The 11710-nt window shown below is 70.1% G+C and carries 14 protein-coding genes; 7 read left to right on the top strand and 7 right to left on the bottom strand.

The window, feature by feature from the left end; all coding sequences use genetic code 11:
• Positions 1-134: 134 nt before the first annotated feature.
• Positions 135-1361 (bottom strand): MFS transporter, encoded by a 1227-nt coding sequence (locus SSPN_RS0131200; RefSeq protein WP_010312794.1) that lies wholly within the window; start codon positions 1359-1361, stop codon positions 135-137.
• A gap of 127 nt (positions 1362-1488) precedes the next feature.
• Between SSPN_RS0131200 and SSPN_RS0131195 the strand changes: the two genes are divergently transcribed.
• From SSPN_RS0131195 to SSPN_RS0131175, 5 genes are all read left to right on the top strand, one after another.
• Positions 1489-2118: a TetR/AcrR family transcriptional regulator gene (locus SSPN_RS0131195; RefSeq protein ID WP_010312793.1), complete on the top strand. Its 630-nt coding sequence runs from the start codon at positions 1489-1491 to the stop codon at positions 2116-2118.
• 479 nt (positions 2119-2597) lie between these two features.
• Positions 2598-3371: a type III secretion system chaperone family protein gene (locus SSPN_RS0131190; protein ID WP_044576206.1), complete on the top strand. Its 774-nt coding sequence runs from the start codon at positions 2598-2600 to the stop codon at positions 3369-3371.
• A gap of 189 nt (positions 3372-3560) precedes the next feature.
• A complete protein-coding gene (locus SSPN_RS0131185) occupies positions 3561-4334 on the top strand; it encodes an SDR family NAD(P)-dependent oxidoreductase (protein WP_010312789.1) in 774 nt (257 codons plus the stop codon).
• Between the two features lie 47 nt (positions 4335-4381).
• The gene (gene pyrE / locus SSPN_RS0131180) at positions 4382-4930 is read left to right on the top strand and encodes an orotate phosphoribosyltransferase (RefSeq protein WP_010312788.1); all 549 of its coding nucleotides are present in this window, start codon (positions 4382-4384) and stop codon (positions 4928-4930) included.
• 53 nt (positions 4931-4983) lie between these two features.
• Positions 4984-5571, top strand: coding sequence for a TrmH family RNA methyltransferase (locus SSPN_RS0131175; protein WP_083822235.1), 588 nt, complete (start codon positions 4984-4986; stop codon positions 5569-5571).
• Here SSPN_RS0131175 and SSPN_RS0131170 read toward each other — a convergent pair whose 3' ends face one another.
• From SSPN_RS0131170 to SSPN_RS0131140, 6 genes are all read right to left on the bottom strand, one after another.
• Positions 5572-5964 (bottom strand): VOC family protein, encoded by a 393-nt coding sequence (locus tag SSPN_RS0131170; protein WP_010312786.1) that lies wholly within the window; start codon positions 5962-5964, stop codon positions 5572-5574.
• Between the two features lie 104 nt (positions 5965-6068).
• Positions 6069-6758: a DedA family protein gene (locus tag SSPN_RS0131165; RefSeq protein ID WP_010312785.1), complete on the bottom strand. Its 690-nt coding sequence runs from the start codon at positions 6756-6758 to the stop codon at positions 6069-6071.
• Between the two features lie 105 nt (positions 6759-6863).
• Positions 6864-7070, bottom strand: a complete 207-nt coding sequence (locus SSPN_RS52395; RefSeq protein ID WP_083822234.1) for a hypothetical protein — start codon at positions 7068-7070, stop codon at positions 6864-6866.
• A gap of 175 nt (positions 7071-7245) precedes the next feature.
• Positions 7246-8394, bottom strand: coding sequence for an N-acetylglucosamine-6-phosphate deacetylase (nagA, locus tag SSPN_RS0131150; protein ID WP_010312783.1), 1149 nt, complete (start codon positions 8392-8394; stop codon positions 7246-7248).
• A complete protein-coding gene (locus SSPN_RS0131145; RefSeq protein ID WP_010312782.1) occupies positions 8391-9314 on the bottom strand; it encodes an ROK family protein in 924 nt (307 codons plus the stop codon). Before SSPN_RS0131145 ends, nagA begins: the two co-directional genes overlap by 4 nt.
• Positions 9315-9401: 87 nt before the next feature.
• Entirely contained in the window at positions 9402-9974 is a 573-nt protein-coding gene (locus tag SSPN_RS0131140) for a SigE family RNA polymerase sigma factor (RefSeq protein ID WP_010312781.1), read from the bottom strand.
• 90 nt (positions 9975-10064) lie between these two features.
• Here SSPN_RS0131140 and SSPN_RS0131135 point away from each other — a divergent pair, with 90 nt between their 5' ends.
• Entirely contained in the window at positions 10065-10343 is a 279-nt protein-coding gene (locus SSPN_RS0131135; RefSeq protein ID WP_029535903.1) for a YciI family protein, read from the top strand.
• A 240-nt stretch (positions 10344-10583) separates the two neighbouring features.
• Complete coding sequence (fbaA, locus tag SSPN_RS0131130) at positions 10584-11618, top strand: class II fructose-bisphosphate aldolase (RefSeq protein WP_010312779.1); 1035 nt, start codon at positions 10584-10586, stop codon at positions 11616-11618.
• Positions 11619-11710: the final 92 nt, after the last annotated feature.

The raw sequence follows: 11710 nt of genomic DNA, 5'->3' as shown, positions 1-11710 counted from the left end.
CTCGTCGAGCAGTTCTTCGAGATCGCTGAGACTGTCCACAGTGGAGTCATGGCGGGTGAAGGACACCTTTGCCGACCAAGTCGGTCAGGGCGCCCTTCACGCGCGCGACCGCGGCGGACGCGCCGGGGTGGCGGTCAGTGGCGGGCGAAGGTGGAGAGGCCCGCCGTCGTCACGAAGATCGCCGCCGTCGCGGTGAAGGCCAGCGTTGCCGTGGTCAGGCCGAAGACCGTGCTGAGGAATCCCAGGGCGACGCTGGGGACGCTGGCCGAAAGGTATGCCACGACGTAGATCAGCGCCGCGGTCGCCGCTCGGTGTTCCGGGGCCGCCAGGCCGGTCAGCATCCGGAAACCGCCCATGAACACCAGGCCCCAGCCCGTGCCGAGCACCGCCGAGCTGACGAAGAACAACGCAGCGCCCTGCTCCAGTGCGGCGGCCGCCATCCCGGCCAGCCCGACGAGCATCAGTGGCGCGCCGAACCGAACCGCGCGCCGGGCCGCCCACCCGGACAGCAGCAGCTGCGCCAGCCCGCCGAACCCGGCCAGCACCGCGACCGCCAAACCGCCCACCAGGTAGGGGTTTCCGCTGACCAGGCCCTTGGCCACCGACGGTCCGAGGGACATGAACATCCCGCCGACGATCCACGAGGCGAGCAGCGTCGTCGCCATCAGCGCGAACGTCCAGCCCTTGCCCGCTGGCACCGTCGGCCGCTGCGGGCGCAGCACCTCGCGCAGCGCGCCGCGTCGCGCGACCGGTTCGGGCATCAGCAGCACACCGGGGATCGCGAGCACGAAACCGAGGATGAGAAGCAGGTAGCTGGTCAGCGTCGGTCCGGGCACGAACTGCACCAGGGCACCCGCCAGCAGCGAGCCGAGCGCCATGCCCAGGCCTGCGGAAACTCCGTTGATCAGCGATCCGTGGTTCGAGCCCGGGCGTTGGAAGTCGAGCAGGGCGCCGCTGATCGCGCTGGTCGCCAACCCGGTGGCCAGGCCCTGCAGCGCCCGGCCCACCAGCAGCCAGCCGACGCCCGGCGCGACCGCGAGCACCAGCATCGAGGCGATCTCCAGCACGAGCCCGGCCAGCAGCACCGGCCTTCGACCTAGGTGGTCGGACAGGGAACCGAACAGCACCAGCGAGAGCAGGATGGCCACCGCGTAGACGGCGAAGACCTCGGTGAGAACCGTGGTCGTGAAGTGCCAGCGCTGCTGGTAGATCGAGTACATCGGGGACGGCGCGGTGGAGGCCATCAGGAACAGGGTGTACAGCGCGCCGATGAACCAGAACGAGGCTGGCCGGGACAGGGTGCCGCGGTGGAGGAGCGCTCGGGTGCCGCTGCGGGGCTGGACGAGCTCCGTGGTGGTCATGCCTTTCCTCAGCTTCCAACGGCCGCTGCGGCCTGCTAGCGCAGTCCGCCGGAGCGGAACGGATGATTCCGGTCCGGTCCAACCCGGCAGCGGAACGGATCATTCCGGTCCGGCGTATGCTGTGGCAATGGCCACACCGAACAGATCCGCGCGGTACGACGACCAGGTCATCGCCGCAGCTCGCGAGGTGTTCGCCGAGCAGAGCTTCGCGGCGCCGATGGCCGAGGTCGCCAAGCGCGCGGGGGTCGGTGTGGCGAGCGTGTACCGGCGTTACCCGAGCAAGCAGGAACTGATCGAGCAGGTCCGCATCACCGCGTTCCGGCGGATCGTCGACGAGGCGGAGTCGGCCCGCACCGAGGAAGCCGATCCGTGGCAGGCCCTCGTCCGGTTCATGCGCCGCTGCCTGCGGGAAGGCGCCGGTATCGGTACCGTGCTGCCGCCGATGGACCAGCAGCACACCTACTCCGGGGAGTTCCGGGAGCTGCAGCAGCGCGTCGCGACGGAGATCGAGGCCCTGGTCGACGCCGCCAAGCGGGCGGGCGAGCTGCGCTCGGACGTGGACTGGACGGACATCCTGATGCTGTTCAAGCACCTCAATCCGGCACTGCCGACCAGCGAGTCCCGCCGTGCCGAGCTCCGCGCCCGCTACCTGGGGCTGGTGCTCGAAGGCCTGCGCTCGGGAGGCGCGGAGCTGCCCGGGCCCGCCCCGGAGCGGGACGAGTGGCAGACCCTCTGCGACAACTTCGCCTCTTCCTGACCGGCCAGCCTAGGGCTGGTTTTCGCAGGTCAGCGCCGGGCGCCTGGGGCTTTTTGCGGTTCAGGGGATTTCGGGGTTCGGCTTGAGTCCATCGAGAGGGGCCTGACCGGGCTGCCCGCCGAACAGCGGGCCGAGCTGCGCGCCGACCTGCTGGCTGTTGCGCCGCCCCGGTGACCATGTGTCGGCCTGCCAGGGCGACTCCGGCGGTCCGGCGCTGATCCGCGACTCGGCCCGGCGCTGGGAGCCAGATCGGCGTCACTAGCCGGTTCGGCGGCACCGAGGACGTCCAGGTGTGCGGCGACGAGCCCGACATCTTCGCCGACCCGGTGGCGGTCCGGGACTTGATCGGCCAGACGATCGGCGGCTGAACCACCTGATCGGCGGTGCGGTCGAAGCACATCGCCCCGACCGCACCTCTCCGTGATGTGTTTTCCCAGGTCAGGTTCAACCGATGGGGCGGTTCCGCACCGGATGTCCAGGTGATCTTCGTGTTCGGCGATGATCGGACTACCCTGCGCAGTGTGGGCATACCTGCGTGGCTCTGGTTCGTCATCGCCGTCGTCGCTATCGGTGCGGGCGTCGCGCTGCTGATCGCCGACCGATCCCAGCGCGCGTCGAACAACCGGGAGCGACGCCGCTGGGCCGCATTGCGCGGCTGGCAGTTCGCCGAGGCCGACCAGGTCCTGCCGACCAGGTGGGAGCGCGGCGTGCTCGCCCAGTGCAACGGCGTGACGGCCACCGACGTGGTGGCCGGCTCGACCTTCACCACCGACGGGCGCCGCCAGGTGTACGTCCTCGACCTCGACGTCAACGGCAAGATCGCCGCGGTGCTGGTCGCCATCCGCTGCCGGCGGAGCTGTCCGGCCACCATTGAGCTGTGGCTGCCCGACGTGCCGGTGCCGCAGGACTCCGGGCTGGACCTGCTCGGCCCGGTCGGCTCGCGGTACGCCTTCGTCACCGAGGTGGCGGCGGCCCGGCCGCTGGTGACGCCGGACCTGGTGGATGCGACCGAGGAGATCGGGCACGACGTCACGGTGGTGTGGCTGGAGAACGACTGGGTGCTCGCGGCCTTGCACCCCGACGACGCCGACCCGGCGCGCCTAGAGCGCCTGCTGCGCGACCTCGGCGACCTCGCCGACCTGATCGACCCGTTCGACACCGACCCGAACGTGACCGACGGCGCGAACGACGCGGCCGAGGAGACCGAACTCGTCGACGCCGAGGCGGAGCCGTCGGCAGACCGCTCGCGCTGACCCCCTCGGAGTCCGCAATTTCAATGGAAATCGGGCTGGTCGTACACAAAGCCGGATCCCGGAGTCTGGAAGGCTGCTGAGGTTCCGCTACCCGCACCGTTGCGCAAGAAGAGGTTGGAAACGCTCATTGAAAGCGCGGTGCCCCCGGCGGGTGGGCGGGGCAGGCGAACTCTTCGGTAGGTTCGGCTCATGGCTATCGCACTCGTCACCGGCGCCACCGCGGGCATCGGGCGCGCCTTCTCCCGCCGGCTCGCCGCCGAAGGCCACGACATGGTCCTGGTGGCCCGCGACGCCGAACGGCTCGCCGAATTCGCCGATCGCCTGGAGGCCCGGCACGGGGTCCGGGTCGAGGTGCTTTCTGCCGACCTTGCCGACGCGGAGCAGCGCGCCAGGGTCGAGGAGCGTCTCGCCGACGCCGAGCGCCCGGTCGACCTGCTGGTCAACAACGCCGGATTCGGCACGGCCGGCTCGTTCTGGGAAACCACCGGTGCCGAGCTGCAGCGGCAGCTGAACGTCAACGTGGCCGCGGTGCTCGCGCTGACGCACGCGGCGGTGCGCGGGATGCGGGAGCGCGGCCGCGGCGACGTGATCAACGTGTCCAGCGTCGCCGGGTTCTTCCCGGTCGCCGGCTCCACCTACGGGGCGACCAAGGCCTACGTGACCGCCTTCTCCGAGGGTCTGTCGGTGTCGCTGGCCGGAACCGGGGTGCGGGTCATGGCACTGTGCCCGGGCTTCACCCAGACCGAGTTCCACCAGCGGGCCGGGCTGGATATGGGGCACCTGCCCAGGGCTTTCTGGCTGCAGGCCGACCAGGTGGTGCACGAGGCCCTGGCCGACCTGCGCCGCGGCAAGATCGTGTCGGTGCCCGGCGTGCAGTACAAGGCGCTGGTCGCCCTCGGCCGGTTGGTGCCGCAGAAGCTCCAGCGCATGATCGTCACGCGCACCGTCCCCGACCGCACCTGAGCCGCCGCCCACGGGCCCCGGCAACCCGGCCGGTATGCTGAAAACTCGTGGTCAAAGTGGATGAACAGCAGCGCACCGAGCTTGCCCGCCTAATCCGGGAAATCGCCGTCGTGCACGGTCGGGTCACCCTGTCCTCCGGGAAGGAAGCCGACTACTACGTCGACCTCCGCCGCGCGACGCTGCATCACCAGGCGGCGCCGCTGATCGGCAGCCTGCTGCGCCAGCTCACCGACGACTGGGACTACGTCGCCGTCGGCGGCCTCACGCTCGGTGCCGACCCCGTCGCCACTGCGATGATGCACGCCGAAGGCCCCGCGCTGGACTCGTTCGTGGTCCGCAAGAGCACCAAGGCGCACGGCATGCAGCGGCTGATCGAAGGCCCGGGCGTCACCGGTCGCCGGGTGCTCGCGGTTGAGGACACCTCCACCACCGGCGGCAGCGTCCTAACCGCCGTCGAGGCGCTGCGCGCGGCAGACGCCGAGATCGTCGGGGTGGCCACCGTGGTCGACCGCGACACCGGCGCGCGCGAGGCGATCGAAGCCGCCGGGCTGCCCTACCGCTCGCTGCTCGGCCTGGCCGACCTCGGGTTGGCGTGAGCGAGGAAGTCGGTCCCACCGAGTGGGGCACCACGGTCGGCGTCGGTCCCTGGATGGGGCCGTGGCCGACCGACGAGCGCTACGACCCGGAGCTGCTGGAGCACGGCGACCGGCGCAATGTCGTGGACCACTACCGGTACTGGCGGCGCGAGGCGATCGTCGCCGACCTGGACCTGCGGCGGCACGACTTCCACGTGGCCATCGAGAACTTCCAGCACGACCACAACATCGGCACGGTGGTGCGCACCGCGAACGCGTTCGCGGCGAAGGCCGTGCACATCGTGGGGCGGCGGCGCTGGAACCGGCGCGGCGCGATGGTCACCGACCGGTACCAGCACATCCACCACCACCCCGACGTGGAGTCGCTGCGCGGCTATGCGACCGAGCATGACCTCGCGCTGGTGGCGGTGGACAACACCGTCGGCGCGGTGCCGATCGAGCGGACTGCGCTGCCGCGCCGCTGCGTGCTGCTGTTCGGCCAGGAAGGCCCGGGCCTGCGGGACGACTCGCGGCAGGACGCGGACCTGGTGGTGTCCATCGCGCAGTTCGGTTCGACCCGCTCGATCAACGCCGGGGTCGCCGCGGGCATCGTGATGCACACCTGGATCGAGCAGCACGCGGACCTCGCCGGAGCCTGGTGATCAACCGCGGGTGGCCAGCCACTCCTGCAGCTCGATCAGGTTCCCGGCGGGGTCCTTCAGGTGCGCGACGCGCATCCGGTCCGTCATCGGTGCCGGGCCGTTGAGCAGTTCGGCGCCACGCGCGGTGATCTCCGCGCAGTAGCCGTCGAGGTCGTCTAGATGCAGCACGACCAGCGACCGGTATGCCGTAGGCGGCTCGCCGAGTTCGCCGAGGACCTCGGCCATCTGCGCACGGTCCTGCAAGGCGATGGCCGCCGTGCCGCCGTCCGGGCTGAACTTCGCGTACGGCCCGTCCGGTGCCTCGAACTGCGGTTCCAGCCGCAGCACCTCCCGGTAGAAGCGGTAGCAACTTGGGAAGTCCGTGACGAGGAGGCGGACCTGGGAGAGCTCCATCTGGTTCGCTTTCTGCCGTGTTGGGTGGCGATTTTCCCAGAACTGACCCGGAAAGCAGTTCGCGCGGACCCGACGAATCGGATCCGCGCGAACGTGACGACTGGTCAGCCTGCGGTGTTGCGGGCCTTCTCGCGACGGCTCTTCAGGTACTCGATGATGATCGGGATGATCGAGACCAGCACGATCAGAATCGCCATCGCTTCGAGGTTGCTCTTGATCCACGGGATGTTGCCCAGGAAGAAACCGAGCACCGTCATGCTCACGGTCCACGCGATGCCGCCGATCGCGGAGAAGCTGAAGAACTTCTTCTGGTCCATCTGCGCGACGCCCGCGACCGCGGTGATGAACGTCCGCACGATCGGCACGAACCGGGCCAGGATGATCGCGCGCGCCCCGTACTTATCGAAGAACTCGTGGGTCTTGTCCACGTGCTCCCGCTTGAACAGCTTCGAGTCCGGCTTGTTGAACATCGACGGCCCGACCTTGCGGCCGATCCAATAACCGGTCACGTTGCCCACGAACGCGCACACGGCCAACAGCAGGCAGACCAGCCAGATCGGGGTGTTGATCGCGCCGGTCGCGACGAACAGGCCGGTCACGAACAGCAGCGAGTCACCGGGCAGGAAGAAGCCGATGAGCAGGCCGCATTCGGCGAAGATGATCAGGCACACGCCGATCAGGGCGAACGGCCCCATCGACTGGATGATGTGCTCCGGATCCAGCCAGTCCGGCAGCAGAGCGAGCGCGGGAGTGTTCGCGGCGGCGTCGACAATCGCGGGCAGTTCGGTCGTCACGCTTGCCAACGGTACCGTGACCGCCCCCGGCGCAGCCTCCGGGCGAGCAACCCGCCGACTATGCCGGACAACCCCGCGGGTCACTCGGTCGCGTGAACATGGCCTTCACCACACGGGATGGAGCAGCGTCAGCGCCCCGACGATGCCGCCGGCCAGGAGACCGAGGACCAGCGCGAACAGCAGCACGCCGACCACCGGGAGGCGCTTGCGGGGCGGAGCGGGCGGGGCAGGCGGCGCAGCCGGGCCCGGGCTACCCCCGGCCTGGGCGCGAAGCGCCGCCGACAAGAGGTGGGCGGGGTCAGGTCGGGTCACACCCCGAGCGTAGCGAGCGGCGACCAACCCATCCCAAAGCGTTCCGGACGTTGGTGGGTGTGCAGTTTCAATTGAAACTGGGTTCGACCTAGCGCACAGCGTTCTGGGGGTTGGTGACCGTGCAGTTTCAATTGAAACTGCGGTCGAACCGGAGCACCGGGCGTGGCCGGTGGTCTCAGTTCGGTTCGGTCACCCAGGTGCCGTCCTTCATGACCGCGTCCAGCTCCAGGTCGGCGTCCAGGACGACCAGGTCCGCCGCTAGCCCCTGCCGGATCTCGCCGATGCGGTCGCCGAGGCCGAGCAGGCGGGCCGGTTTCGTCGACGAGGCCGCGACCGCCGCAGGCACCGTCAGCCCGCAGGACTCGACCACGTTCCGGAACGCCACGTCCATCGTCAGCGTGCTGCCTGCCAGCGAGCCGTCCGCCAGGCGCGGTTCGCCGTCGATCACGGTGACCGGCAGACTACCCAGCTCGTAGGTGCCGTCGCCCCCCTCCGTGGCGCTGATCGCGTCCGTGACCAGCACCGTCCGCCCGGTGCCCGCGTGCGAGGCGGCGAGTTTCACGACCGCCGGGTGCAGGTGCACCAGGTCGCAGATGAGCTCGACGGTCACCCGCTCGTCCTCGAGCAGAACCCCGATCGGGCCCGGCTCCCGGTGGTGCAGCGGCCGCATGGCGTTGAACAGGTGCGTGGCCACCGTCGCGCCCGCCTCCACTGCGGGAACCACCTGGTCCAGCACCGCGTCGGTGTGCCCGACTGCCGCGATCACGTCGTAGTCCACGAGCTGCCGGATGGCGTTCAGCGATTCCGGCAGCTCCGGTGCCAAGGTGATCATCCGCACCGCGCCCCGCCCGGCGTCCAGCAGCTGCTGGACGGCCGTCTTCTCCGGCGGCCGGAGGATCGCCGGGTCGTGCGCGCCGCAGCGCGCCGCGGACAGGAACGGCCCCTCCAGGTGGATGCCCGCCAGCGAGCCGTCGGTGACCAGTTCGCTGAGCGCGCTGATCTGCTTGGTCAGGTCGGGCAGCGGCGCCGACACGAGGCTGGCCAGCATCGTCGTCGTGCCGTGCGCGCGGTGGGTGTTGATCGCGGCGTGCGACTGGTCGACCTCGATGCCCGTGAACGAGCCGCCGCCACCGCCGTGGCAGTGGATGTCCACGAAGCCGGGCACCAGCCACCGCCCGGCCAGGTCGACGGCGGGGCCGGTCGGCGCCGGGCCGGTGCCGACCGCGGCGATCTTCCCGCCGGAGACGCGGACCCAGCCTCCGTCCAGCACTCCGTCGGCGGTGACGACCTGCCCACCGGCGAGGATCAGTTCGGGATCGTTCACGTTGTTTTCAACCCTTCCGTCGCCAGCAGAGCTGCGCCGAGGCAGCCCGCGGTGTCGCCGAGCTCGGCCAGTTTGAGGTGGGGGCGGCGGTGGTACGCCGCCAGCATGCCGTCCAACCGGGCGCGCAGCGGCGCGACGAGCAGCTCCCCGGCCTGCGCGAATCCGCCACCGAGCACGATGCACTCGGGCGCCGCGACCGTCACGAGCACCAGCAGGCCCTTGGCCAGCGCATCGATCGCGTCCTGCCACACCGCCTGCGCGTCCGGATCGCCTGCCCGCACCGCGGCGGCGACGTCTGCCCCCGAGACGTCCCGGCCGGTCCGCGCCCGGTAGCGCCTGGCCACCGCCGCCGACGAGGCCACGGCCTCGACGCATCCGCTGCTCCCGCACCCGCATGGTTCGCCGTGCCCGATGTCGACGTGCCCGATCTCGCCGGCGAAGCCGCCCCCGGCGTAGGGCTGGCCGTCGAGCACCATCGCGGCGGCGATCCCGGTGCCGATCGGCAGCACGACCACGTCGCGCATCCCGCGGGCGGCGCCGAAGCGCACCTCGGCGAGCCCGCTGGCGCGGACGTCGTGGCCGAAACCCAGCGGCAGTCCGATGCGGGCGGCGAGCCGGTCGCGCAGCGGCACATCCCGCCAACCGAGGTTGGCGGAGAACACCCCGACGCCGCGGACCTCGTCGACCACGCCGGGCACCACCACCCCGACGGCGTCCACCACGTCCGCGCCGGAACGCAGGTCGGACACCGCCTCGGCGACGGCCTCGACGACGAGATCGGCGGTCGCGGCACCGTCCGCGCCGCGCGGGGTCGGGCGCCGCGTGTGGCGCAACGGCCGCGCGGTATCGCGGTCGACGGTCACCAGGGCTGCCTTCATCTCGGTACCGCCGACGTCTACGGCGATGGCGTGTGCGGTCACGCCGACGATCCTCCGCTACCAGCCACCCAGTGGTCTACACCAAATCGGTGTGTTGTTCGCCCCGGATTTCGCGGACTTCCCTCTCGATCAGTTGCCCATCAGCTTCTGCAGGGCCTCCAGCCCGCGGCTCGCGGTCGACTTCACGGTCCCCCGCGACACCCCCGTGGCGTCGGCAATCTCCGCCTCCGAGAGGTCCCCGTAGTAGCGAAGCACCAGCACCTCGCGCTGCCGGCGTGGCAGCTGCCCCAGCGCGACCACGACCGCCTGGTGCTCGGAGGTCAACATCGCCAGCGACTCCGCCGACCGTGCGTCGGTCTGGTGCGGCGGCTGGTACTCGCGGGCCGTCTTGCGGCGCCGCAGCACCGAGCGGCTGCCATTGACGACTGCGGTCCGCAGGTAGCCGATCGCGGCCTTGGCGTCGCGCAGCCCGGACCAGTTGCGGTACAGCCCGGTGAACGCCTCCTGCACCACGTCCTCGGCCGTCGCCGGGTCGTCGACCAGCAGGATCGCTAGGCGCACCATCCGCATGCGCTGCTGGCGGTACAGGTCTTCCAGGGTCAGCGGCTGCGCCGGGATCTGCGCGGACGGGCTGTCCAACGCGCGCAGATGCCCGAGGGTCCGTTCGACGCTCCGTTCGGCGCTGTGCGAATCACCGGCCATGATCGGACAACCTACCGGCTGGCCACTGGCGCGTGTACCACGACCGGGTAGCGTCGATATCGATCGGTGATCCGCAACGGAGGTGTCGGGATGGCCAAGTTCGTGGTCGATCTGGTGTACGGCGAGGACGAGGAGCGCCGCCTGGGGGTGCGTCCCGCGCACCGGGAGTACTGCCGCGAGCTCGCTGACCGCGGCGTGCTGCTGGCGGGCGGCCCGTTCGCCGACAACCTAGGCGCGCAGCTGATCTACGAGGCGGCCGACGCCGATGAGCTCCAGAAAGTCCTCGACGCGGACCCCTACACGGAGGCCGGCGTGATCGCCAAGACCACCGTCCGCGAGTGGAACCTGCTCACCGGGGCATGGGCGTAACAGCTTCAAGATCAAATCGGTGGGCCCCCTGGCCGCCGAACCTGCAGCGTGTGAGGATATCCACAGGATTCGTCCCGTTCTGAATCCTGTCACCGGCTTTCCAAAACAGCCCCCGCTGGGGCACTGTGACGCGAAAGTGTGGCACCGGGCCGGAAGTGCCCGCTGGTAGCGGGCACGAGCTCGTAGGATGCTGCGCGATCCCGTCACCCATGACAAGACCCCACCCGAGGAGGACGACCGATGCCCATCGCGACCCCCGAGGTCTACGCGGAGATGCTGGACCGGGCGAAGGCGGGCGAATTCGCCTACCCGGCCATCAACGTGACCTCGTCGGAGACGCTCAACGCGGCGCTGCGCGGGTTCGCCGAGGCCGAGAGTGACGGCATCATCCAGTTCTCGACCGGCGGCGCCGAGTTCGCCTCCGGCACCAAGGTCAAGGACATGGTCACCGGCGCGACCGCACTGGCCGAGTTCGCGCACGTGGTGGCCGCGAAGTACCCGGTGAACATCGCGCTGCACACCGACCACTGCCCGAAGGACAAGCTGGACGGCTTCGTCCGGCCGCTGATCCAGATCAGCCAGGAGCGGGTCAACCGCGGCGAGAACCCGCTGTTCCAGTCGCACATGTGGGACGGCTCCGCGATCGACCTGGACGAGAACCTGGAGATCGCCCAGGAACTGCTGGCCGCCGCCGCCCAGGCCAAGATCATCCTGGAGTTGGAGGTCGGCGTCGTCGGCGGCGAAGAAGACGGCGTCGCCAACGACATCAACGAGAAGCTCTACACCGCGCCCGGCGACTACGAGAAGACCGTGGACGCCCTCGGCGCCGGCGAGAAGGGCCGCTACCTGCTGGCCGCCACGTTCGGCAACGTGCACGGCGTCTACAAGCCGGGCAACGTCAAGCTGCGCCCGGAGATCCTCAAGCAGGGTCAGGACGTGGTGACCGAGAAGCTGGGCCTGCCGGCCGGCTCGAAGCCGTTCGACCTGGTCTTCCACGGCGGCTCCGGTTCGCTGCTGGAGGAGATCCACGAGGCGGTCTCCTACGGCGTGGTGAAGATGAACATCGACACCGACACCCAGTACGCCTTCACCCGGCCCGTCGCGGACCACATGTTCAAGAACTACGACGGCGTGCTGAAGATCGACGGCGAGGTCGGCAACAAGAAGGCCTACGACCCGCGCAGCTACCTGAAGGTGGCGGAGCAGGCGATGGCCGCCCGCGTGGCCCACGCCTGCGAGAACCTCAAGTCCGCCGGCCGCATGCTCGCCGGCTGACGCGGAGCTTGGCACGTCGCGATCGCGATTGAACCGAAGCTCGAAAGGACGGCCCGTTCGCCTGGTGGCGGACGGGCCGTCTTCGCGCCTGG

Origin of the sequence: Saccharopolyspora spinosa NRRL 18395, from assembly GCF_000194155.1 — a bacterium.
Lineage (GTDB): Bacteria > Actinomycetota > Actinomycetes > Mycobacteriales > Pseudonocardiaceae > Saccharopolyspora > Saccharopolyspora spinosa.
Note: the sequence above shows the minus strand (reverse complement) of the source record. Positions and strands in the feature narration are given on the sequence as shown.